The sequence below is a fragment of the Bradyrhizobium ingae genome, from assembly GCF_055791185.1.
Map to the genome: position 1 here is coordinate 13,733 of NZ_JBVUBB010000025.1, position 23,102 is coordinate 36,834.

The 23,102-nt window shown below is 62.5% G+C and carries 19 protein-coding genes; 9 read left to right on the forward strand and 10 right to left on the reverse strand.

Annotated elements, in window-relative coordinates; genetic code table 11:
• Window positions 1–24: 24 nt before the first annotated feature.
• Window positions 25–1,227, reverse strand: a complete 1,203-nt coding sequence (locus ACV1FX_RS28485) for a CaiB/BaiF CoA transferase family protein (RefSeq protein ID WP_473120880.1) — start codon at window positions 1,225–1,227, stop codon at window positions 25–27.
• Entirely contained in the window at window positions 1,217–2,185 is a 969-nt protein-coding gene (locus ACV1FX_RS28490) for a hydroxymethylglutaryl-CoA lyase (protein WP_473120881.1), read from the reverse strand. The genes ACV1FX_RS28485 and ACV1FX_RS28490 overlap by 11 nt, the downstream gene beginning before the upstream one ends.
• A gap of 142 nt (window positions 2,186–2,327) precedes the next feature.
• Between ACV1FX_RS28490 and ACV1FX_RS28495 the strand changes: the two genes are divergently transcribed.
• From ACV1FX_RS28495 to ACV1FX_RS28505, 3 genes are read left to right on the forward strand one after another with little or no spacing between them, the layout of a single operon-like run.
• The gene (locus tag ACV1FX_RS28495) at window positions 2,328–2,699 is read left to right on the forward strand and encodes a LysR family transcriptional regulator (protein ID WP_473120882.1); all 372 of its coding nucleotides are present in this window, start codon (window positions 2,328–2,330) and stop codon (window positions 2,697–2,699) included.
• A complete protein-coding gene (locus tag ACV1FX_RS28500; RefSeq protein ID WP_473120883.1) occupies window positions 2,638–3,264 on the forward strand; it encodes a LysR family substrate-binding domain-containing protein in 627 nt (208 codons plus the stop codon). The genes ACV1FX_RS28495 and ACV1FX_RS28500 overlap by 62 nt, the downstream gene beginning before the upstream one ends.
• Before the next feature lie 42 nt (window positions 3,265–3,306).
• Window positions 3,307–3,429, forward strand: coding sequence for a hypothetical protein (locus ACV1FX_RS28505; RefSeq protein WP_473120884.1), 123 nt, complete (start codon window positions 3,307–3,309; stop codon window positions 3,427–3,429).
• Here the strand turns inward: ACV1FX_RS28505 and ACV1FX_RS28510 are convergent, their stop codons facing one another.
• Together ACV1FX_RS28510 and ACV1FX_RS28515 are read right to left on the reverse strand one after the other, a co-directional pair.
• Window positions 3,430–4,713 (reverse strand): type II toxin-antitoxin system HipA family toxin, encoded by a 1,284-nt coding sequence (locus ACV1FX_RS28510; RefSeq protein WP_473120885.1) that lies wholly within the window; start codon window positions 4,711–4,713, stop codon window positions 3,430–3,432.
• On the reverse strand, window positions 4,710–4,997 hold the full coding sequence (locus ACV1FX_RS28515) for a helix-turn-helix domain-containing protein (protein ID WP_473120886.1): 288 nt from the start codon (window positions 4,995–4,997) through the stop codon (window positions 4,710–4,712). The genes ACV1FX_RS28510 and ACV1FX_RS28515 overlap by 4 nt, the downstream gene beginning before the upstream one ends.
• A 352-nt stretch (window positions 4,998–5,349) precedes the next feature.
• Between ACV1FX_RS28515 and ACV1FX_RS28520 the strand changes: the two genes are divergently transcribed.
• Both ACV1FX_RS28520 and ACV1FX_RS28525 read left to right on the forward strand, forming a co-directional pair.
• A complete protein-coding gene (locus tag ACV1FX_RS28520; protein ID WP_473120887.1) occupies window positions 5,350–5,637 on the forward strand; it encodes a hypothetical protein in 288 nt (95 codons plus the stop codon).
• A 177-nt stretch (window positions 5,638–5,814) separates the two neighbouring features.
• Window positions 5,815–6,381, forward strand: a complete 567-nt coding sequence (locus ACV1FX_RS28525) for a hypothetical protein (protein ID WP_473120888.1) — start codon at window positions 5,815–5,817, stop codon at window positions 6,379–6,381.
• Here ACV1FX_RS28525 and ACV1FX_RS28530 read toward each other — a convergent pair.
• Complete coding sequence (locus ACV1FX_RS28530) at window positions 6,374–6,562, reverse strand: hypothetical protein (RefSeq protein ID WP_473120889.1); 189 nt, start codon at window positions 6,560–6,562, stop codon at window positions 6,374–6,376. The two genes, ACV1FX_RS28525 and ACV1FX_RS28530, sit on opposite strands and share 8 nt — an antisense overlap.
• Before the next feature lie 221 nt (window positions 6,563–6,783).
• On the opposite strand from ACV1FX_RS28530, the gene ACV1FX_RS28535 reads away from it, so the two are divergent.
• Window positions 6,784–7,101: a hypothetical protein gene (locus tag ACV1FX_RS28535; protein ID WP_473120890.1), complete on the forward strand. Its 318-nt coding sequence runs from the start codon at window positions 6,784–6,786 to the stop codon at window positions 7,099–7,101.
• Here the strand turns inward: ACV1FX_RS28535 and ACV1FX_RS28540 are convergent.
• Complete coding sequence (locus ACV1FX_RS28540) at window positions 7,098–8,429, reverse strand: tyrosine-type recombinase/integrase (protein WP_473120972.1); 1,332 nt, start codon at window positions 8,427–8,429, stop codon at window positions 7,098–7,100. The two genes, ACV1FX_RS28535 and ACV1FX_RS28540, sit on opposite strands and share 4 nt — an antisense overlap.
• A gap of 499 nt (window positions 8,430–8,928) precedes the next feature.
• Window positions 8,929–9,816, reverse strand: coding sequence for a LysR family transcriptional regulator (locus ACV1FX_RS28545; protein WP_473120891.1), 888 nt, complete (start codon window positions 9,814–9,816; stop codon window positions 8,929–8,931).
• Window positions 9,817–10,018: 202 nt separating this feature from the next.
• On the opposite strand from ACV1FX_RS28545, the gene ACV1FX_RS28550 reads away from it, so the two are divergent.
• Entirely contained in the window at window positions 10,019–10,558 is a 540-nt protein-coding gene (locus ACV1FX_RS28550) for a GNAT family N-acetyltransferase (RefSeq protein WP_473120892.1), read from the forward strand.
• 480 nt (window positions 10,559–11,038) lie between these two features.
• On the opposite strand, the gene ACV1FX_RS28555 is transcribed toward ACV1FX_RS28550, so the two are convergent.
• Window positions 11,039–11,245: a cold-shock protein gene (locus ACV1FX_RS28555; protein ID WP_473120893.1), complete on the reverse strand. Its 207-nt coding sequence runs from the start codon at window positions 11,243–11,245 to the stop codon at window positions 11,039–11,041.
• A gap of 380 nt (window positions 11,246–11,625) precedes the next feature.
• On the opposite strand from ACV1FX_RS28555, the gene ACV1FX_RS28560 reads away from it, so the two are divergent.
• Together ACV1FX_RS28560 and ACV1FX_RS28565 are read left to right on the forward strand one after the other, a co-directional pair.
• Window positions 11,626–11,769: a hypothetical protein gene (locus ACV1FX_RS28560; protein ID WP_473120894.1), complete on the forward strand. Its 144-nt coding sequence runs from the start codon at window positions 11,626–11,628 to the stop codon at window positions 11,767–11,769.
• Between the two features lie 136 nt (window positions 11,770–11,905).
• Window positions 11,906–12,064, forward strand: a complete 159-nt coding sequence (locus tag ACV1FX_RS28565; protein ID WP_473120895.1) for a hypothetical protein — start codon at window positions 11,906–11,908, stop codon at window positions 12,062–12,064.
• Between the two features lie 175 nt (window positions 12,065–12,239).
• Here the strand turns inward: ACV1FX_RS28565 and ACV1FX_RS28570 are convergent, their stop codons facing one another.
• Both ACV1FX_RS28570 and ACV1FX_RS28575 read right to left on the reverse strand, forming a co-directional pair.
• Entirely contained in the window at window positions 12,240–14,240 is a 2,001-nt protein-coding gene (locus ACV1FX_RS28570) for an O-linked N-acetylglucosamine transferase, SPINDLY family protein (RefSeq protein ID WP_473120896.1), read from the reverse strand.
• 221 nt (window positions 14,241–14,461) lie between these two features.
• Entirely contained in the window at window positions 14,462–23,026 is an 8,565-nt protein-coding gene (locus ACV1FX_RS28575; RefSeq protein WP_473120897.1) for a beta strand repeat-containing protein, read from the reverse strand.
• Between the last annotated feature and the right edge of the window lie 76 nt (window positions 23,027–23,102).

Genomic DNA, 23,102 nt, shown 5'->3' on the forward strand with positions numbered 1-23,102 from the left:
GTTTCTTGTCTCGTCCAGCGTCCGCTAAGGGGGCGCGACGATGATCTGCCCTCGCGCCAGCCTCTCGATCTGAGCGCGGTCGAACCCGGCGCCGACCAGGATTTCTTCCGTATGCTCACCGAGACGCGGTGGTTGACGGGTCAGCCCCGGCCGCTCGCGTTCCGCACCGAATTCGACTGGCATGGCGGGCAGCCGCGTCATCTCGGTTGCGCCTTCGGGGGTGCGGATTGCGACATCGATCAGGCCGCCATGACTGGCCAGATGCGGATCGTCGAACAGATCCGTCGGCTTACCGACCGGCGCCCATGAGACCGCAGCGCGTTCGCAGCGCTCGGCGATGAGCGCCTTCGAAAGGGGCGCAAGCGCCGACCGCACGGCGGGGATAAGCCAGCCTCGATGGTTCGCCCGCATGACGTTGGTCGCGAGATCCGTATTCTCGCCGAGAGCGGCGAGCCCGAACTCTTCGGTGAACCGGATCCATTGCTTGTCGCTGGTGACGCCGATGAAGATTTGATCGTCGCTCGTATTGAAGACGTCGTAGATCGCCCAGGCATGGCGACGCTCCGGCATGGGCTTCGGCGGGTGACCGCTCGCAACCGCACCCGCCATGTGCGTCACCATGAGGAACGCTGCGCTCTCGAACAACGCACTGCTGATCCGCTGACCTCGTCCGGTCGCGTCTCGCTCGCGAAGCGCGGCGAGCGCGGCCGTGACGCCGAAGATCGCGCCGCTTATATCGTTGACGGAAGCGCCCGCGCGCAACGGCCGTCCCGCGGAACCTGTCATATAGGCGAGCCCTGCCTGAAACTGCACGACCTCGTCGAGGGCCGGCCGATGTTCGTAGGGACCTGCGAGAAATCCCTTGAGCGCCAGATAGATCAGGCGCGGATTGACCGCTTCCAGATCCGCATAACCGCACCCGAGCCGCTCCATGGTGCCGGGCGCATAATTCTCGATGAGAATGTCGGCGTCCATCACCAGTCGATGGATGGCCGCCAGGCCCTCAGAATGCTTGAGATTGATCGCGATGCTGCGCTTGTTGCGGTTGAAGCCGGCAAAGAAGCCGGCGCCGAAGCCCGGCAAACGGCGGGTGTGGTCGCCGTCGGGCGCGGGCTCGACCTTGATCACGTCGGCGCCGAGATCGGCGAGTATCAAACCCGCGCAGGGTCCCATGATGGTGTGGCTGAACTCGAGGACCTTCAGCCCAGTAAGCGGTTTAGTGGACACCTGACGCTTTCCTTCGAAATGAATTGAGGCTGCCGGCGTGGAGCAGTTCGCTCGGCAGTGGATGGCCGACGATCTCCTCGGCCATCCGCCCGACTTCGATCAGCGCATCGAGATCGACACCGGTGCTGATCCCCATTTCCTCACAAAGGAGCACGAGCTCCTCCGTGCAGATGTTGCCCGCGGCGCCCTTGTGCCCCGCGAAGGGACAGCCGCCCAGCCCGCCGACGGTGGAGTCGAACCGTGTCACGCCCATGCGCAGACCGGCCATCGCGTTGGCGACGGCAACCCCGCGGGTGTCGTGCAAGTGCAGCGTGATCCTCTGATGCGGCCACTTGTTACGCACTTCCCCGATCAGTCGTTCGACGCGTTGCGGCGTCGCCCAGCCCATCGTATCCGACAAGGAGATGTTGCCGATGGAGACGCCGCATTCCTTGGCGATGTCGAAGCCGTCCCGAAGCGTGGAGATGACCTGCTCAGGTGCAATATCGCCCTCGAAATTGCAGCCGAATGCCGCCATCACTCCGATGCGCTGAACCGGAACGTTCTTCGACAAATGAAGGCGCGTCTGCTTGCGCATCGCTTCGACATTTTCCGCGTGGCTGCGATGCAGGTTCTTGCGCGTGAACGCATCAGAGGCGGACAACGCAATCGAACCGGAGAGCGTCAGCTTGTCCGAGAAGGCGAGCGCTCGGTCGAGACCTCTGTCATTAAACCAGAGCCCGACATAGTGAACGCCGGGCGCCGGCCGAAAGCCCGCGACCACCTCATCTGCATCTGCCCATCCCGGCACCTGGCGAGGATTGACGAAGGAACAAACCTGGATATGGCGAAGCCCGGTTTGCGCTAAGGCCTCGATGAGACGAATCTTGTCGGGTGAGGCAATCGGTCCCGGCTCGATCTGGAAGCCCTCGCGCGGCCCCTCCTCCTGGATCTCCACTTCGTTCGGCAGGTCTCCCATTCATCCTCCACTTGCCTAGGCCCACGGAAAACCACGAGCCGCCCCCGACTTGGCTATGCAGCCCGACAAGGATGGAGGTGCGGCTGCCATTCGTCCAATATCTTATTTGACGCGTTTAGGTAGTTGATTTCTAAATAGCAGGATGGGCATCCGGCAGCTCCGCTATTTCGTCGCAGTCGCTGAAGAACTAAATTTCAGCAGGGCTGCACGCCGTCTCAACCTGAGCCAACCTCCCCTCAGCATCCAGATCAAGGCCCTGGAGCACGAGGTGGGCGCGCCGCTGTTTCCGCGCCATCGCCGCGGCGTCGAGTTGACCCAGGCTGGGCAGATCCTGCTTGAACAGGCACGTGAAGCTCTTGCGCAGCTCGATCACGCGATGGAAACGGCGCAGCGGGCTGCGCGCGGGGACGCCGGCCTGCTGCGTATCGGCTATACGGGATCGGCGCCGATCCATGCGTCGTTCTCGAAGATACTCCGCCCGCTTTTCACAAGCGTATCCGGAGATACGCCTTGAGCTGCTTCATGCCTCCACCAGCGAACAGGCCGCGATGCTGATGGACCGACGGCTTGATCTCGGCTTCCTGCGGCCGTCTCCGGTATTTCCTCTCCCAAAGAACATCATCATTCGTCGGCTCTGGCCCGACCCGCTGGAGCTGTTTGCATCGAAGGGCCATCCCCTGCTGCACAAGCGCGGGGCGATTCCCGTACAGGCGTTGGCAGCCCAACCGATCATCTTCTTCGCAAATGCCAGCCGCCGCGGGTTGAACGGCCACGTTGTTCACCTCTGCGGCAGCGCGGGATTCGTGCCCAGGGTGGTTCAGGAAGCCGAAGATGGCAGCGCCATTCTGGGCCTGGTAGCCGCGGGATTCGGGATTGCCGTGCTGCCGAAATGCTACGGTCAGATCGGCGTCCGCGATCATGCGATTTGTGGGACTTGGGTCCACCTAGCGCTGCGACAAGCCAACGCGCGTCAAGACCGGATCGCTGAGCAAGCCCCTTCGTCGAGTATCTTGAAAGGCCTGAATCAGCGCCCGCTGGGCCGGCATTTTCGCCGATTTGAGCGCTGGCGCTGCTGCTGATGATGCCGACGACGCCGATGCCGCGGATGACGATGGCGATCATTGCGTTCCGGCAATTCCGGCGCCGCCGCCGACGGCGTTTATCGCCGCAATGAGTGCGGTGTCGACGCCGATGGCGACGTGACGCCGACGATCATCACGCTGCTGGTGTTGCCGGTACAGTAGCTAGGTGCCCTTCAGAAGGCGTTCGCAATCGTTCGCCCGGCTGCTCAAAACACTGACCATTCGCTCGATGACCGCATTCTCGAGCCCCGCTTTTTTCGTGTGCGCTTGAATGTCGGTCACGAGGTCGGGGATCTGCTGGGCCATCGAGGCCAGTTGAGCAACCAGTTGCTCGGCGTCGACGCGCGTCTCGCGCGCAAACTTTTGCCACTGGCGTAGCCCGATCTGGTCGAGCTTGTATTCGCCACCGACTTTCATCGCGAGCTTGATCTTACGCATATCGATGTCTTTGTAGGGCAGAATGCTGGCGATATCGTAAAGTGGCGCGAGCCGGACATGGGGGCCGCTGGCGAGGAGCAGAGAGTAGTTCTTGGCGTGCGCGTCGGTGCCTCCTATGAGCCAGTTGAAGCCCAAGGCATTGACGAATGTCTCCACATCGGCTGCCCGTTCTGTCGAGTAGGTGCGCAGGAGCTCGACAATACTAGACGGGGTGGGACCGCCTTCATTCTGGTACTTGCTGGTCGGCAGAATGCCCATCGCCTGGCCGACGTCTTCCTGATGGACACGGAGGATGTCGTTTCCGTTGACCTGCCTGTCGTACCGCTCAACCACGATTGCGATTTCGTTTTTGAAGCGCATGATCGTTGTATCTGCAACCGGCAGCCCAAGTGCTCCTGCGAGCCGCAGGCAGACATGTTCATTTTCAGCATGCCCGTCGAAATGGCCGGTGGGTGGCTTGAGGATGTGGGTGGTCGGAACTCGCCCGGATGGAATGCCCCATTGTCCCTTCTTGAACACAAGAGCCGTTTTCGGCTGTGCGCCGGCAAGGCTGAACTGCCCCGTGTCGCGCGGCAGGCGCCATGCCGCGTGGTCTTCGCGCAACGCCTGAAGGCGCTTGGCGATCTCGGCTTCGTCGAGCCATTCGGTCTTGTCATCCTTGCCGCTTCGCAGAGCTTCGAGACGCTCAGGCGCAACGAACTGAATGGCACCCGCGCAATCTTCGCCTACGTTTGAAATAAGCGCGAAGACGTTGCGTGCGGAGACCTGGAATTTCTTGGCCCAGCGGTCGAGCACCTGTTCATTGTCGGGCAGCAGCCCCCACAGGAAGGCCTGTACGACCGCAGGACCATGTTCCTGTGCGGCAAGAGGCATCGAAAGCGAAAGTGGGTACGCTCCATCCGATCCGCGCCAATCGTCGTTGTAGACAAAGTTCAGCCGTCCGCGCGCATCATTGCGCACGCGGCCGATTTCATTGCCGTCCAGGAGCGCGACAAGCTCGCTTGTCATCTTTTCCCCTTCTTTGCTTTGGTGACGATGGTGTTGATGTCGACGCCGCCACGAGCCGAGCCGCGACTGGTCGTCTGCTGGTCACCGGCATTCACCGGAATGCCGAGAGCGTCCAGTGCCCGCAGCACGAGCGCCAGCTCTGCACGTGGATGGCCGTGCTCGATGTCGATCACCCATTGACGGCTGACGCCAATCTGCTTCGCCAGCGACGACTGGTCGAGCTTGAGGCGTTTGCGCCTGTCTCGAATGACGGCTCCGAGGTCAGCTGGCGTGCGAATGAGCATGGTTGAATCCAAATGTCAGCGTTCGCTTACATTATCACATGTCAGCGATCGCTGACAATTGAAAAATGTCGCCGTTCGTCAACATTTCCATATGTCAGCGATCGCTGACATTATTCGAACAACACCTAAGCAAATCAAATCAGTTAGGAATCTAACCTAGCAACGCCCTCTCGGCCGCCGCAGGTTCCTCGCTGTCGTCGCACCGGTTTGAATTCTCGGGTCTCAAGTTGCGGTCGCGCACGCCGGCTTTCGTCGTGATGGCGTTTGGCCTCGCCCTGATGTGGATAAGCCCTCAATTCCCAGTTCCGATGTCATACGCCCGCGAGCTGCAGGTGTTACCAAGGACGGCGGCATGGTGGACTATGGATGTGGGCCCCATGCGGTTTCCACCGTCGAGTACAAAGCGCCCGCCGGCTACAGGATTGTCAGCGCGCAGCCCCATACCAAGGATGCCCACATCTATTCCGCTTACCGGTGGCTCAAGTGGCCTACGGACGTAAAGGATTTCGCGCAGCCTCTCCGCGACTTGAAGGCACAGCAGCTCTTCACCTCGTCGGAAAAGGGCACCTACACCCTCCACCATCTCGGGCTTCAGCGCGTGGCCGAGATGAAGAACGGCGGCGGCGCCGATGCGGCTTGAGGACTTGGTTTCTCAGGTCGCTGATTTTGACACTCTATCACCCCGCGAGAAGATGCGTCTTTTTGCGTGGTGGCTCCACGTCCATGGCGGGAAGGAAATCTTCGACCCAGCGACATCAAGGGCTGCTACGACACCCTCCATCTCTCGCAAATCAACATCGCTATGAATCTCAACCGGATGGCGGACGCCAAGCCGCCGGACCTCTTGCGCGAGAAGCAAGGCTTTAAGCTTGGCCGGGCAGTTCGCTCTGAGCTAGACAAGAAGTGCGGCGTCCATCAGTCCATCCAGGCGGTGAGCAAACTTCTCGCCGACCTTCCCGGTAAGGTGCCGGGAGCGGACGAGAAGGTTTTCCTGAGCGAAGCCCTCGACTGCCACAAGGTCCGGGCCTACCGCGCCTGCATCGTCATGACGTGGAATCTGGCGTTCGATCACCTGTTAAATTGGATTTTGAAAGACCCAGTGCGGCTTGCTGCATTCAATGCCGCCATCGCGAGACGTTATCCGAAGAGGACCGGCGTTGGGATAACCAACTACGACGACTTCGCCGATGAGTTCAAAGAGTCGGAAATCATCGAGGTGTGCAACACCGCCCAGACTGTGAACGGCAACATCATCAAGATTTTGAAGGAGAAGCTGGTGAAGCGGAATATCGCCGCCCACCCCTCTTCCGTCATTGTCGTCCAGTCGCAGGCAGATGACGTTGTGACCGACCTAATCAACAACGTGGTGCTGGCGCTCACGTAAAGCTCACACGCCCGCCGAAAGAGAGCTTGCGAAGAACAAGGCTAAGCCGGATACCGTGGTTCTGCACAAACTCCCGCGGGATGAAACGTGTGTGCTGCTCGAGGTAAGCTTGGTACGCCTGCTCCTCGCGTTCTTCGTCGAGCAGTTGCACGAACCGAGCTGCTTCTTCATCCAGATCCATTTTGGCTCCAAAGGCTGGGCGCTTGCATTAACCTACTATCCCGGCGCCCCCGGCCTGGGCAAAGATTTTGATTAACCGGGAAGGCCTGCGAAAATAGGCACGATTCGTCCTATTTGTACGCCAAAGCTACCCAGCAGCCATACCTGCGCTCTCGATTTCTGTATTGCTGCTGACGTCTGCGATCTTATTGCCTCAAACCGATCAGGGTTTGGGGCGGAGGCATGAACGGTGAAGACGAAAAGCCTCCGACCGAGGCAATAGAGTCGCCAAGTAGTGGTGAGATGCCGCCTGCCACAAAGCGGCGTCGCAAGAATCGTGGCGTGCCGCCGCCCGCGACGTTCGATATCGATGCGCTGCCGGCCAGCTCGAATTTAACGGCATTGGAGGCGGCCGCCGTTATCCGGCGCACGCCCGGTGCACTGGAGCAGTGGCGGCGTAATCCGAACCACGCGCTGAAATGGCGCTACGTCGATGGGCGGCCCCTCTATCGTGTCGATGCGGTGCGCGACTATCTGGCCAAGTGCGATAAAGACCACTAGGACGCCTCAGCCGCATAATGCTCACGGAGACGGCCGAGGAGCTCGGCTTTGATCGGGTCAAGCGGATTCGTCCGCTGAAGGCGCACGATTTTGCCGACCCGTTTCGCGCCGACTAACTCCGCAATGTAGTCGTGAGCTGCTTCGAACGCCATCTTGCGGATGATCCACTGTTCGTCGTGATTGTAGACCTGATCGATTCCGCTAGGCTTTTGCCCAACACACAGCCGCTGGATTTCGTTGTCGTAACCACAGCGTGACATGATGGTGCGCAAGCTGCGCCTTAAGTCATGCATGGTGAACTTGGCGACGCTCGCTTCCTTGACCAGGCGGTTGACCATCTTCGTGAAGCCAGACATCTGGCCGCCGGTCTTTGGTGACGGGAAGACATAGTCGGAGGTTGCCCGCTGGAAATGTTTTCCGGCCGCGAGCACCTCGTTAACTAGGTGAGTGCGCGGCACGTCGTGGTGTAGCCCCATCTTGGTCCACGCCGCATCGAAGGTGATACGGTCATCCATGATGTGCTTCCGCCATTCGATCATGGTAGGCTCACTGCGCCGCGGCCCACCGAGCAGGCACATCCGTGCCAGGAGGCCGAAAGCCCCGAGCTTGCCGGATGCATCCCAGACCTTGATGATTTCCTCATCGGTCAGCGCGCGACCCTTCGTTCGGCGTCCGACCCGTTGCGCGCGGGTTTCCTTGGGCGCGCGATAGCCGGCGAGCACGTTGTGCTCGACATAGCCCTCGCCGACGCACCATTCGAGCAAGGTGTGCACGTGCTTGCGCAAGTCCTTGGCTGCACCGCGCTTGCCGGTCTTGGCAATCTTGTCGACCGCGGCCATGATCTGCCGTCGCGTCAGGTCCCCCACGCCGCTCTCGGCGTGGTCCTTGAGCCCGCGCCGCAGCGCCGACATTGCTGGCCTCCAGTTGACGACTTGACGTTCGGTCAAGGACGTCTGGTAGGGACCATCTTCAACAATGAGGGTCGCGAGCGTGGTGCGCTGCTTCTCGGCTGCCTGTTGCCGCCTCGCCTCGCGCTTCGCGTCGTTCGGGTCCAAGCCCTTGACGACCTCGCCTGCGGCGATGGTGGCGGCCTTGCGCGCGGCCTTCTCATTATATTTGGGCCACGCGCCGAGGGTCTTGCGCTGGGTCCCCCTCACCCCCGGCTTGGTGAAGAGGTAAACCCAGGTCCGGCCGCCGGTGGCGCGCATGCGCAAGGCGAGGCCGGGCAGCTTGTCGTCGTGGAGATAATGCTGCGCCTTACCCGGCGGCAGCGTTGCGGTGCGGATCACTGCATCGGTGAGCGTCAGCTGGTTGGCCGACTCCGTCATGATTCCTTCCCTCTCTCTCTGTGCCCCGGTGTGCCCCGCAAGAAGGGCGGTCAGCCCTCGAACAGAACCAGGCCTCAGACCTTCCCCTTGCCGTGTGCCCGCGAGGGAGGATCCACAGACCCAAACAGAACCGGGTCTCAGACCTCCCCCGTTTTTGTGCCCCAAGGGAAAATCCACGGCGGGCACAACGGGGGCATACAAAATGTAGCAAAGTCACCTATGGGCTCTTATGGCCGCAAGAGGCCGTAACCCCCATCACTCAAATGAGTTTTTACATCTCAACTATGGCCTGATTTGGTTGGCTCTGGTCTACAGATTGTGGTTCACACGGGAGAGGTCCAAGGTTCGATCCCTTGTGCGCCCACCATTTCCCTCCTGAGTTCAACAATTTAATTGTTCGATCCACTCGGAGAGTGCCCCCAGGAAAGTTGGGCACAATGTGCGCGACACGCTGCTCACATCATTGTCGCTCAGCGAGAACTCACGATCGTGCCACCAATCAGACTCGGGAGATCGCCTTTAGCGCGGATACCGCCCTTCTGAGGCCGAGATCGAGACGTTTGTCGCGGCGAACAACAACTGCGAGACGGCGGTGAAGTCTGGGTGACAGCGATCGAACGACGAGATTCCGATGCTTCGACTTTGCGTCGACCGCCATGCCCGGCAGGATCGCGCAGCCAAGACCGGCGCGCACCATTTCTTTAATCGCCTCGACGCTGCCGAGAGACATCAGCGGCTTCAAAGAGACCCCGCCTCGCAGCAGCCATTCGTCCGCCAAGCGCCGTGTGTTTCCGCCCGGTTCGAACAGGACAACCGGCTTGCTCGCCAAGACGGCCGGCGTGATCCGCGCCGGAAGCGCCATGTCGTGAGGGGCGATCAGGACGAACTCGTCATTCATCACCGGCGTGATCTCGAAACTTCGTCCGGAGACCGGCATCGTGACAAACCCGACGTCAATAGCATTGTCCTCAACCGCCTTGGCGATTTCCGCGGTGTTGCCCGTCGTGACCGTGATCTCGAGAGCGGGGAGCTCCATCCGCAACGCCCTGAGGATCGGCGGCAGCAGGAAGATGCACGCCGTCGCGCCGGTCCCCAGCCGCACGCGCCCTGCCGTTCCTGTCGTGTGGTGCGCGACTGCGTCGAGGGCTGACGTAACGGCCGCGTTGATCTGCTGCGCGTGGGCGAGCAACGCGGCACCTGCGGCGGTCGGTCTTGCTTTTCGCCCCACGCGCTCGATCAGCGTCGCGTTGAGACTCTTTTCGAGCTGACGAACCTGGAGACTGACCGCGGGCTGGCTGAGTTGCAGCCGTTCGGCGGCGGCCGAGAAGCTGCCGCACTCGGTCACGATGAGGAAGCTCTGAAGGTAGTCGAGATTGAGGTTTTTCATCAAAAGCCTTGCTTATGCTTTGCATAAGATGACTAAGCTTTACTTATATAAAGCGGATCTGCATGCTCGGGCAACGGTAACGATTTCGGCCGCGTCCGGAGCACTCTGATGGCTGCAAGAACACCGTCGTGCCCATCACCCCTCCGGTCTTCAACGCAGGGCTTATGAAAGAGACGAAATGACAGCACTGAACAGAGATGTCGTGATCCGCGACGCGACAGAAGTCGATATGGCCGACGTGCAGCGCATCTACGAACCTTACGTGTTGAACGGGCTTGCAAGCTTTGAGGAAGTGCCGCCGACACTCGACGAAATGCTCAAGCGCCGCGCCGCCGTGGTGTCCGCCGGCTTGCCGTACCTTGTTGCCGAAGTCGACCGGCAAGTTGCCGGCTATTCCTACGCAACATCGTATCGGCCGCGGCCGGCCTATCGCCACACGATCGAGGACTCCGTTTACGTGTCGGAGACGATGCGCGGCCGCGGAATCGGCATGGCCTTGCTGCACGAGTTGATCGCGCGTTCCGAAGCCGGCCCGTGGCGGCAAATGCTTGCTGTGATCGGCAACAGCCAAAACGCCGGATCGATCGCGCTGCATCGCCGCGTGGGCTTTCAGCCGGTGGGAACACTGAGGTCAGTCGGCTTCAAGCTTGGACAATGGGTCGACACCGTCCTGATGCAACGCGCGCTCAGTTCGGGCGCCGCCACACTTCCCTCGGATATCCGGGAAAGACACGCCAGGTGATCGCGCGACCGGTTGTTGCCGCCGGCGAGGAGGTGCCAGCGCTTGCCGCGCTTTCTGTCAGCGATTCAACTAAAAGGTGGAAACTGACAAGACCGCAAGCAGATTGACTTCGAGAAGAATGTCCTGAAGATCCATGCCGTATCGGTCGGCTGGGGCTTAAATGCACGAAGCCGAACAAATTATGCTTATATGAGATAACAATGTTTGCTCTGACCTAATCAAGCGATTACGGTCCTCATCCCTTTTTTAGTAATGAGTTCGGGGCCTGCCCATGACTGGTTTCCAAGCCAAGCTGGAACGCTTTGAAAGCCTTGCTGACGAATGCGACTTGATTGCCAAGCGAGCGGATGGAGGCAAACGCGAACTATACCTGCGGATGGGCGAGCACTATCGCGGCCTCGCAAATGATATGCGCGCCCTCATTGCGTCGTTCGACGTCGCAGCGTGACCGCTCGGACCTCGGCGACCGCGGCGCCGCCGTCACCCGATCCGCAGACTTTCCGCAGACATTTTGCCCGAGCGCCCAGCCTTCAGCTCGTAGCTGATCCGCGCGCCCTCGGCCAAGCCGGTATAGCCGGCTTTCTCGACGGCGCTGATGTGGACGAAAACATCTGAGCCGCCGTCATCAGGTTGAATGAAGCCATAACCCTTGGTCGCGTTGAACCACTTCACTTTACCCATTGCCAATGTCGTTTCTCCGAATCACCAAAGTATTGCCTGAAAAGCCTAGCCTAACCGCGGACGCCTGACTGTTCGCTTCCCGACGCAGTAGCCGCACCGACTGTCGGCTGAGGCGGCCCATCAGCCAACTCTGGCCGTAGGAACGTTCCCAGCCGCCGCGAGTCACTACAGGCGCAATCGATCCTGTGCTGCCCTGCGGTCGACCAATGGACAGAGCTGCCGCTTACGCCATCTCAGCCCTCCTCTTGGGAGGCGGTATCTGGATCTTTGTCGCGGGCTTGTCCTCCACCTCACCCACCCTGTGGACTGTCGTCGCGCTAGACCATATCTTGGTCGGTCTCATAAGCGCCGTCGGCCCCAGCTAACAATTTCGGTGAGGCCCAAGGATGCTCGAAAAAGCGCTGCAGCTTCAGCTTCCTCATTGGCTGATGATCGCCGGCATGCTTCTGGTGATCATCGGGACGGTCGGTATGCTCTTTCCGCGCCGAAGAGAGCCGTCTTCGGAGCAGTCAGCCAATGGCGACAACTAGCCTTGCCGGTGCCCGGTTGCGCTCGCCCTCATGACCGCTGGGGAAAATCCGCACTAGGTCAGCCTGTCTGCATTTTCCGAATCGGCAACCCGTGCTCGCTCTCTGCTCGCAATTTCAAATTATGGGGCGCGTACGCATGAGTGATTTCGTCTCGATGCTTCTGCTTGCCATCGCCCTCACCCTGACTTTGTGCTTCGGGGTGGCAGCCTGGCGCCTTTCGGCCAGCAGGGATGTCGACATAACTGCGACGATCCCCCATCAGGAATACGGCTGGAGGTTGCGGCCGAACAACTGAAGGCCCCTGCGCACCTCGCCGGTTTCGCAAACATACGCGCCGAGTTGGACCCGTGGCGCGCTTCCAAGCGCGCCCTTACGCGATCGACGGAATCTCGATCTCCTGATTGCCTGCACCGACGACGTCTCCGACCGCGCACGGCGGGAGCGAGCGGCGGGAGCGAGCTTTCAAGGCATCATGCGGAGTGCAGACGCAGATCGGGAGCAATTGGTCGGATCGCGTGGCGCTTGGCGAGCCTCTCGGACCACCACGCATTGTAGTTGGGAACAGCTTGAACCTCGGTCTGCTCGGCATCGATGGCAAGGCCGACCTCCAGATAGACATCGAGATTGGAAAGATTCGGCTGCGGCAGTTCGCCATTCCTGAACTCACTCCACATCCGGCCGTACAGTACCTCGATCTCGCGGGCGAGATGCGGCGTGTCGAACAGCGTGCAGGTATCGCGCGCCGAGAGGATGCGCTCGCGATAGTCTCGCAGGCGGATCCGATCCCTGCCGAGCGCGATGGCACGCTCGACATAGTCCTCCGGCGTGATGCAGACCAGTTCGGGGAAGCCGGCGGACCGGACCAGACTGCCGCACACACGCGACGCGAACGAGCGCCCGCTCAGCGTCAGCACCGGCACCCCCATCCATAGTGCGTCCGATGCCGTGGTATGCGCGCCATATGGCGTGCTGTCGAGGAACAACTCGGCCAGCCTATAGCGTGCCAAATGCTGCGGATTAGGCATCTTGTCGGCAAACACGAGGCGCTCCGGCGCAACGCCATGCGCGAGCGCATGGGCCCGCAGCCGCTCGCTGACGGCCTCGTCGCTTCCCAACAACCACAGCACACTGCCCGGCACGCCGTTCAGAATGCGAAGCCAGCGTTCAAACGTGAATCGTGTCAGCTTGTGCAGGCCGTTGAAGGAGCAGAACACCGTGCCATCCTCCGGCAACCCCATCTCGCTGCGCGAGGGCATCCAATCCGCAACGATGCGCTTGCGGTCGTTGGGCTGATAGCATGGCAGCCGCGCCACCCTCTCCGAATAGTAGAGCTCGTGGCTCTCGGGGATGATCCAATCGTCGGCAATAATATAATGATGATGAGGGCTTGCCATCGTGCCGGGATAGCCGAGCCAATTGACGATCACCGGCGCCGGCCTGATCGCGAACAACTTGGCGCGGGCCTCGCGGGTATAGCCATTGACGTCGACGAGGATCTGGATGCTATCCTCGGCGATCCGGCGGGCAGCGGCCGCATCGTCGAGTTCGCTGATCGAAACCCAGTGATCGGCCGAGGCCTTGAAGCGCTGGTGTAGCGGATCGCTCGCCGTTGGTCCGCAATAGTAAGCGAACGTCTCGACCGCGCCGGGATCGTGCAACTCGAAAATCTCGGCCATCAGATGGCCGACCGCATGCTCGCGCAGATCGGATGAGACGTAGCCGATCCGCAATGGCCCAGCATGGTCGTGGGCACGCGGCCAGTCAGTCATGATGGCCGAGGGCGCGCCGATATCGGCCTTGTTGTAGTTCCAGGCGCTCGCCAATTGGAGGATCGGATCGTCCGTGTAAGCGGCGGCCGATAAGGGCGACATGCCCGCGGCGAGCAGGTCGCGGGTGACCCGCTCCGAAGAGACGATCACCGGCCACTTGCATTGGCGCTGCCGCGCCGCGACAAGGTGCTGCGCCACTTCGTGCTGATGACAGTCGATCTCCAGGCTCTGGCGCAGCAAGTCCTCGGCAAGCGCATCCTGGTTGGTGGCCTCGAGCGCCCGTGCCGCCTGGTTGAGTGCCGTGGTCTTGTAGGCAATGTTGGCTCCGGTCACAGGCGCGAGCTTCTCCGTGACCTTCGACCATTGCACGACCGCTTGCCCGACCGCGCCCATTCGTTCGTGGATCCTGCCGATGTTGATATGAGCGGGCATGAAATCCGCGTTCAGCGCGATGCAGCGCTCCAGGCTCTCGCGGGCCGGCCTCAGGTCGCCGGACTCGGTGAGCAGCACCGAGTAGTTGAACAGGACGGCGTAAAGCAGGGGATCGTTCGGATTGCTCTGGATCCAGGCGGCGTAGAGGCTTTCGGCCGCGCGATGCTCGCCGTTCTGCTTCAGCTTGTCCGAGGCCCGGATCAAATCCATGACGCCGAACCCGCGCTCCGGTGCGGAAGCAGGAGCCAGCACCGCGATATCATCAACCATCTCTAGGCCTCTCGATTATCGGTTTTGCGAACGCTTCACGGCGCGCAGAGTGACGTGTCGGGCGTCGGTCTCGCTTCTGATTGAACGAGACGCGACGTCGTCACACTCATGGACACACAACAGAAACGATCCGCTATATTTTGTGTACAAATGATGCTGCATCGTGACAGTTTCGTTCGCGTGACGTCCACCGCAACACGGACGGAAAGCGGAGAGCTGCATCAGAGCACTGCGAGATCCAGCGCTACCGTCTGCTCGACCGACAGACTAGCTAGTTGAGTCGTCGTCAATGCGTCAATTTGCGTCGCGTTGAGCGCCTCAATCTGGTCGACCGAAAGATATTCCAGGAATGTCGTGGTCAGAGCCGAAATCGTCGTGGTCGTGAGGCCACTGAGCTGAACGGCAGAGAGTTCGGAGATTCTCGTCTCGTCCATGCTGCTCAACGCTTGTGCGGAAATTCCCGAAATTTGCGTCGAGGTGAGTGTATCGAACTGCGTGCTCGTCAGCGTCTCCAGCTCCGTGACCGTCAGCGATCCGACCTGAGTTGCAGTCAGCGACGCGATCTGCGCTGTCGACAGCGCGGCGATCTGGTCCGCGCTGAGGGCGCGCAATTGCATGCGCACCAGACCGGCGAGCTGGGTGACGGTCAGGCTGGCGATGTCCGTCGAGGACAGGTATCCGATCTCCGTTGTGGTCAGCGACCCGATCTGCGTCGACGTCAGGCCGCTGATCTGGGTCACCGTCAGCGCGTCGATCTGCGTCTCGGTCAGACCGGTGATCGCAACGGGAGAGAGGTACCCGATGTCGCTCGCGGTCAATTCGGCAAGTTGGGTGGTGCTGAGGGCGCCGACCTGGGCGGAGGTCAGGCCGCTGATTTCAGTCGAGGTCAGAAGATCGATCTGCGCGGTCGTCAAAGCGGCGATCTGGGTCGCCGACAGGCCGGCAATGCCCGTTGCCGAAATGCCGCCGAACTGGGTCGTCGTCAAAGCGGCGAATTCGGTGGTCGTGAGGCCCGCGATCGCCGTGGCCGTCAGCGCCCCCATCTCGCTCGCCATAAAGGCTGCGAGCTGGGTCGTCGTCAGTGCGGCCACCTGTGTCGCGGTCAGGCCGGAGACGCCCGTCGTCGACAGGCTCGCGATCTGGGTCGAACTCAGCGCGCTGATCTGCGCCGTGGAGAGCGTGTTGACTTGCGTGCTGGTCAATCCGGCCATCTCGGTCGCCGTCAAAAGACCGATCTGCGTCGTGGTGAGCCCCGCCAGCTGAGCGGCGGTGAAAGCGGCGATCTGGGTCGTCGTGAAGCTGCGGAACTGGGTCGTGGTGAGCGCTGAAAGTTCGTCCGAGGACAGGCTCGAGATCGCGCTCGTCGACAACGCTCCGATTTGGGTGGACGTCAGCGACTGGATTTGAGTGGTGGTCAGCGACGTGATCTGGCTCGCCGCGAGGCCGGAGATGCCCGAGGTCGACAGGCTGGCCAGCTGTGTCGTGCTCAGTGCCGCGAGCTGGGTGTTGCTGAGTGCCCTGACCGCTGCGCTCGTGAACCCTCCGACCTCGGCGGTCGTCAACGTAGCAAGCTCGGTCGACGTCAGGCCCGCGACCTGGGTGGTGGTCAGGGCGCCGATCTGGGTTGCGGTCAGGCTGGTGAGCTGGGTGGTGGTGAGCTCTGCGAGCTCCGTGGTCGTCAGCCCGGTCACCGCGGCGGTCGACAGATTGGCGATCTGGGTTGTCGTCAGCGCCGCAACCTGCGTGTCGCTCAGTGCCGCCACCTGGCTCGAGGTCAGTCCGGAGATGGCAGCAGTGGTCAGGGCGGCGACCTGCTTGGTTCCAAGTGCAGCGAGCTGATCGATCGTGAGCGCGCCGGCTTCGGTCGTGGTCAGGCCCTTGAGCTGGGTCGTGGTCAGCGTTGCGATCTGCGTATTCGACAGGCTTGCGATCTGCGTCGCCGTAAGTGCTCCAATCTGCGTCGAACTCAGGGCGGCGAGTTGGGTCGCCGTAAGTGCGGTGAGTTCCGTGACCGACAGCCCGGCGACGGCGGTACTCGTCAACGCGGCGATCTCCGTGGCGTCGAGCGCGGCGAACTGAGTGTCGGATAGCGCGGCGACTTGCGTCGCGGTGAGGCCGGCGATGCCGGTCGTTGTGATCTCCAGGAGCTGCGTGGTCGTCAGACCGGCCAGTTGGGTCGTGGTCAACGCGCCAACTTGCGTCGATGTCAGCGCAGCGACCTGGCGGCTGCTCAGCGTCTCGAATTCCGTCGCGGTAAGACCACGAATGCCGGTGGTGGAGAGCCCGGCGATCTGGGTCGTGGTCAGCGACGACAGCTGCGCCGTCGTCAAGGCCGCGACCTGGCTGTCGGTCAGGCCGGAGATCGCAGTATTGGTCAGGCTCGCAACCTGCCGGGTGCTCAGGGCGGCAAGCTGGGTCGTGCTGAATGTACCGATCTCCGTCGTCGTCAGCCCCTTGAGCTGGGTCGTCGTCAATGAGGCGATCTGCGTCGCCGACAGGCCCGCGATCTGGGTTGTCGTAAGGTTCGCGATCTCGGTGGCGGTGAGCGCGCCGAGCTGGGTGGTGGAGAGCGAAGCAAGCTCCGTTGCAGTCAGCCCCTGAATCGCCGTGATCGAGAGCGCCGCCATCTGGGTCGTCGTCAGTTCCGAGAGCTGCGTCGTGGACAGGGCGCCAATCTGCGTCCCCGTCAGTCCCTTCACTTCGGTCGCGGTCAGCGCCGCGATCTGCGCGACGGTCATGGCGGCGATCTGCGTCGAGGCGAGCGCGCCGATCTCGGTCGCAGTCAAACCCGCGATCTGGGCGGTCGTCAGCGCCGCGATCTGCGACGACGTCAGCGACGTGATGGCCTGGGTCGATAGCGCCGACATCTGCGTTGTGGTCAGGGCCGCCAGTTGGGTGGCCGTCAGGATTTCGAGCTGGGTATCGGTGAGTGCGCCGATTTGCGTGGCCGTCAGCGCAGCGACCTGGTCGCTCGACAGGACTGCAACCTGCGTCGTCGTCAACGCGGCGACCTCGGTGCTGGTCAAGCTCCTGACCTGGATCGTGGTGAGCGCGGAAATCTGGCTGGTGCTCAGCGCCTCAACTTGCGTCGCGCCCAACGCACCGAGGGCCGTCGCGGTCAGAGCCCCAAGCTGCGTGATGGTCAGCGCCTCGATCTCGGTCGTTGTCAGGCCGGATGCCGCAGTCGTGGTCAACGAAGCAATTTGGGTGGTGGTGAGGGCTGCAAGCTGGGTGGCGGCAAGTGCCGCGATCTGCGTCGCCGACAGCGCCTTGATCTGGGTCGTGGTAAGAACGCCGATCTGGGTCGTGGTCAGCGCATCGATCTGGGTCTCGTCGAGCGAGGCGAGTTGAGTGCTCGTCAGGGCCGCGATCTGGGTCGTCGTCAATGACGCGAGATCGGTTGTTTCCAGACCGTCAAGCCCGGTTGTGCTCAGTGCCGCGATCTGCGTTGCCGTCAGGAGCGCGAACTGCGCCTGCGTGAGCGCTTGCACCTGAGTGTCGGTCAACCCGGAGAGCTGCGTGACGGAGAGCGCGGCGAGCTGGGTCGTCGTCAGCGCCGCAACCTCGGTCGTCGTCAGCCCTGCGATCGCCGTCACGGTCAGGGCCGAGAACTGGGTCGTCGTCAGCGCCGCCAGCTGCGCCGTATTCAGAGCGGCAATCTGGGTGGCGGTCAGGCCCTTGATCTCGGTTGTCGTCAACTTGGCGATCTGTTCGTTGGACAGCACCGCGAGTTGCGTTTCCTTCAGCCCCGCCACCTGCGCCGCCGTGAGCGACGACATCTGCGTGGTGGTTAGCGCCCGGACTGCGGTGGTGGTCAGACCGGCGATTGCCGTGGCGGTCACGGCCGCGATCTGGGTCGCGCTCAACACGCCCAGTTGCGTCGTCGTCAGGGCGCCGGCTTCCGTCGAGGTCAGTCCGGCGATCTGCGTCGCGCTCAGCGCGCCGAGCTCGGTTGTCGACAGCGCCCCGATCTGGGTCGTGGTGAGCTCACCGATCTCGACTGCCGTCAGACCGGCGATCTGGGTGGTCGTGAGTGACGCAACCTGTGTGGCAGTGAGCGCCGTCACCTGGGTCTCGGCGAGGCCGGCGAGTTGCGTGGTCGACAGGGCGCCGATCTGGGTCGTCGTCAGGGCGCGAATGTCGCTCGTCGTCAGGCCCGCGATGCCGGTCGTGGTCAACGCGGCGATTGCGCTCGCGCTCAAGCCACCGATCTGGGTCGTCGTCAGTGCTCCGACCTGCGTCTGCAGAAGGCCCGAGATCGTCGTCGTGGTAAGCGCGGCGATCTGGGTCGTCGTGAAGGCGGCAACCTGCGTGGAGACAAGTCCACCGACCTGGGTCGACGTGAGCGCGGCGATCTGCGTCGTGGTCAGGTGGGCAATCTGACTCGTCGTCAGTCCGTCGATTACTGCTGCCGCAATCGCGGAGACTTGGGTGGTAGTGAGCGCGGAGAGTTCCGACGTGGTGAGCGCTGCGAGCTGGGTTTCGACCAGGCTTGCAATTGCAGTCGTGGTAAGTGCCGCGAGCTGAGTTGTGCCGAGCGCAGCAACCTCCGTCGTGCTCAACCCGCCAACCGCGGCCGCGCTCAGCGCGGCGATCTGCCTGGTCGTCAAGGCGGCGAGCTGCGTCGTCGACAAGGCGCTGACCTGGGTGGCGTTCAGGCCCTGGAGCTCCGTCGTTGTCAGGGCCGAAATCTGCGTCGCGCTGAGGGCTTCGACTTGAGCCGCGGTCAGCGCGGAAAACTGTGTGGACGTCAGCGCGGCGAGTTGCGTCGTGGTCAGCGCGGCGAATACATCGGCGTCGAGGTTGCCGAGGCTCGTCGACGAGAATGCCGCGAGCTGGGTGACGGAGAGCGCGGAGAGCTGGGTCTCGGTGAGCGCGCTGATCTGGTCCGCCGACAGCCCCTTGATCTGCGTGGTGGTCAGGGAAGACACCTGCTTGGTCGTCAGCGCCTCGACCTGGGTCGTCGTCAGGGCGCCGATCTCGGTCGAGGTCAGCCCCCTCACCTGCGTCGTCGACAACGAAGCGATTTCGGTTGCCGCGAGCGTCGCAACCTGCGTGGTCTTCATCGCCGCGAGCTGAGTGGCCGTCAGAGCGGCGAGCTGCGTGGTCGTGAGCGCGACCAGTTCGGTTGCGGTCAAGCCGGTGACGGCCGTGGTCGACAGGTTGCCGATCTGGGTCGCCGTGAGAGCGGCGAATTGCGTCTGGGTCAGCCCGGCGATCTGGGTACTCGTCAACCCGCTCATCTCGGTCGTCGTCAGAGCGGTGATCTGGTCGGCGGTCAGGACGGCGAGCTGCGTATCCGCGAGGACACTCACCTGGGTCGACGTCATCGCCGCGAGCTGGGCCGTCGACAGTGTCGAGATCGCCGCGGCGGTCAGGCTCTTGATTGCCGTGGTGGAGAACGCCTTGATCTGAGTGGTGGTCAGGGCACTGACCTGGGTCGTGCTCAGTGAAGCCGCATCGGTGGTCGTCAGCCCGCTGATTCCGGTCGCCGTCAGAGCGGCGAGCTGCGTCGTCGACATCGCAGCCAGCTGCGCTGCGCTCAGCGCCGCGACGCCGGTCGAAGTCAGCCCCTTGAGCTGGGTCGCGGTCAGCTCGGCGACCTGGGTCGTAGACAGGGTGGCGATCTGGGTTGCGGTCATGCCGGCGAGCTCGGTCAAGGTCATGGCGCCGAGCTGGGTCGCGGTCAGAGCCCCGATCTGGTCGGTCGTCAGTCCCTTGACCTGCGTCGTCGTCAGCGCCGCCAGCTGCTTGTCCGACAAGGTCCCGATCTGCGTCGTGGTGAGCGAGCCGATCGCCGTGCTCGTCAGGCCCCTGATCTGGGTGGTGGTCAACGCCGCGAGCTGGGTTGTCGTCAGAGCATCGACGGCGGTGGTCGTCAACGCACCGAGTTCGGTCGAGGTCAATGCGCCGAGCTGCTTGGTATCGAGCGCGGAGACCGACGTCTCGGTGAGGCCGGCTACGGCAGTCGTGCTCAGCGACCCGACCTGCACGGTGGTGAGCGAACCGATCTGATCGAGCGTCAGGGCGCCGATTTCGGTCGCGGTGAAGCCGTTGGTCTGCGTCGTGGTCAGTGCCGCGATCTGGGTGGTCGTCAGCGCAGACAGTTGGGTGGTGTTGAGCGATCCGATTGCCGTGCTGGTGAGGCCGGAGATCTGCTTCGTGGTCAGCGCAGCGATCTGGGTCTCCGACAGGAACGCGACCTGGGTCGTGGTCAAGCCGGCGAGCTCGGTCGAGGTCAACGCACTCAGTCGTGTATCGGTGAGGACGTCGATCTCTTCCTCGGTGAAACCCTGGATCTGCGTCGTTGTCAGGGCTCCGATTTGCGCCGTGGTCAGCGCCTCGAACTGGCTGATGGTCAGGCTGGCGATCGCAGTGCTGGTCAGCCCCTTGATCTGTGTCGTCGTCAGGGCCGCGATCTGCGCAATGGAGAGGCCATCGATGGCAGTCGTCGTCAGCTTGGCGAGCTGCGTCGTCGTCAAGGCATTGAGCTGCCTGCTGCCCAACGCCGCGATCTGGGTCTCGGTCAAACCTGCGACGGCCGTGGTCGTCAGGGTTGCGATCTGGGCCGTGGTCAGCGCATTGAGCTGCGTGGTGGTCAGCGCTGCGAGCTCGGAGCTGGTAAGCCCACCGATCTGCGTAGTGGTGAGTGTCGCGACCTCGGTCGTGGTCAGCGAGCCGAGCTGCTCGACCGACAACGCGCCGATGGCGGTGGCGGTGAGACCCGAGACCTGGGTGGTCGTGAGCGCGGCAATCTGATCGGTCGCCAGCATCCCGATCTGGGTCGTGGTCAACCCGGAGAGCTCAGTCTGAGTCAAAGCGGCGAGCCGGGTTCCCGTCAATTCGGCCATCTCGTCGCCGGTCAGTCCCTTGATCTGGGTGGTCGTGAAGGCTGCGAGTTGCGTTGAGCTAAGGGCATCAAACTGCGTGGTGCTGAGCGCCGCGACCGCAGTGCTGGTCAGCCCCTTCAGTTGGGTGATGCTGAGCGCGCCGATTTCGGTCGTCGTCAGCGCACCAATCTGGGTCGACGTCAGGGCCGAAATTTCGGTCGAGGTGAGTGCCGAAAACTGAGTTGCCGTGAACGCGACGAGTTGCGTTTCCGTCAGGCCGGTGATGGCGGTGATCGTCAGCGCCGCCACCTGGGTGGCGGTGAGTGCGTTCAGCTGAGCGGTGGACAGGGCCGCGATCTCGGTGCTGCTCAGGCCCTTCACCTGGGTCGTCGACAGCGCCGCGAGCTGGGTCTGCGTCAGCATCGAGATCTGCTCGACCGAAAGCGCGCCGATCGCGGTGCTGGTCAAACCGGCGACCTGCGTGGTTGAAAAAGCCGCGATCTGCGTGTCCGACAGGAGGCCGATCTGTGTGGTGGTGAGACCGGCGACCGCGCTCGATGTGAGTGCCGCCAGTAGGGAACCAGTGAGCGTCTCGAGCTGGTCTCCGGACAGTCCCTTGACCTGAGTGGAGCTCAGCCTCGCAATCTGGGTGGTCGTCAGCGCGGCGAACTGATCGAGACCCAGACTGCCGAGGTCGGTGGCGCTGAGCCCGCCGATCTGCGCGGTCGTCAGCGCGGCTATCTCAGTCGTCGTCAGCGCGACTACTGCCGTCGTCGTCAAGGCCGCGATCTGCGTCACGGTCAGGGCAGCGAGCTGGGTGATCTCGAGCTCAGTCACCTGCGTTGCCGACAACGCTCCGATCGCCGTGGTCGTCAGCGCCGCTACCTGGGTCACCGACAACAGATCCATCTGGTCCGACGTCAGCTCCGTCACCTGCGTGCTGGTGAGCCCGCTGATCTGGGTTACGGTCAGCGCCTGGAATTGGGTATCGGTCAGGGCCTGGAGCTGCTCGCTGCTCAGAGCTGTGACGCCGCCGGCGGTGAGCCCCGCGAGCTGCGTGGTGGTCAGCTCCGCGATCTGGGTGGTCGAGAGGTAGCCGATCTGGGTCCTTGTGAAGGCACCGATTTCGGTGGCAGTCAGCGACGCGAACTGGCTGTCGGAGAGCGATGAGATCTGGTCCTGGCTCAATCCCCTGACCTGCGAGGCCGAGAGCGCTGCAATTTGCGTTCCGCTCAAGGCCGCGATCTGCGCGGTGGACAGGGAGGCCAACGCCGTGCTGGTCAGCCCCTTGATCTGCGTCGTCGCCAGGCTTGCGATCTGTTCGGTGCTCAAGGCGTCGGCCTGCGTGACCGACAATGCGCTGATTTCGGTTGCCGTCAGACCGGCAAGCTGCGTCGTCGTCAATTCGGCAATGAAGCTAGTGCTGAGAGAGGTGACCTGGGTCTTGGTCAGGGCATCGAGCTGGGTCGTGCTCAGCGCGGCGACCTGGGTATCCGAAAGCCAGGAGAGCTGGGAGGTGGTCAACGCCCTGATCTGCGTCGACGTCAGCACCGCGATCTGCGTGGATGTCAGATCCTCGAACTGGTCGCTCGTCAGCGCCGAAATCTCTGTTGTCGTCAGCCCCTTGATCTGCGTTGCCGAGAGGGCGGCAACAACGTCATCGTCGAATGCCTGGAACTGAGCCGCGCTGAGGACCGCCAGCTGGGTCACGCTGAAGGACAGCTGGCTCGGGGTCAGCGCCGAGATCTCGGTCGTCGTCAGGGCCTTCATCTGCGTCGTCGAAAGCCCGGCGAGCTGGCTCGAGCTCAGCTCTGCGATCTCGGTCACAGTGAAGGCCGCAATCTGCGTCGCCGACAGACCGTCGATATCGGTATCGGTCAACGATTCGATTTCGGTCTTCGTCAGGTTGGCGATCTGCGCAACCGTATAGGAGGATACTGCTGTTATGGTGCTCACGAAAAGCCTCGCGCGAACACGGAGCGCTGACTGTCTTTGGCTTATACGTATCGGGAGCAGAATCCGGGTCGGCAAA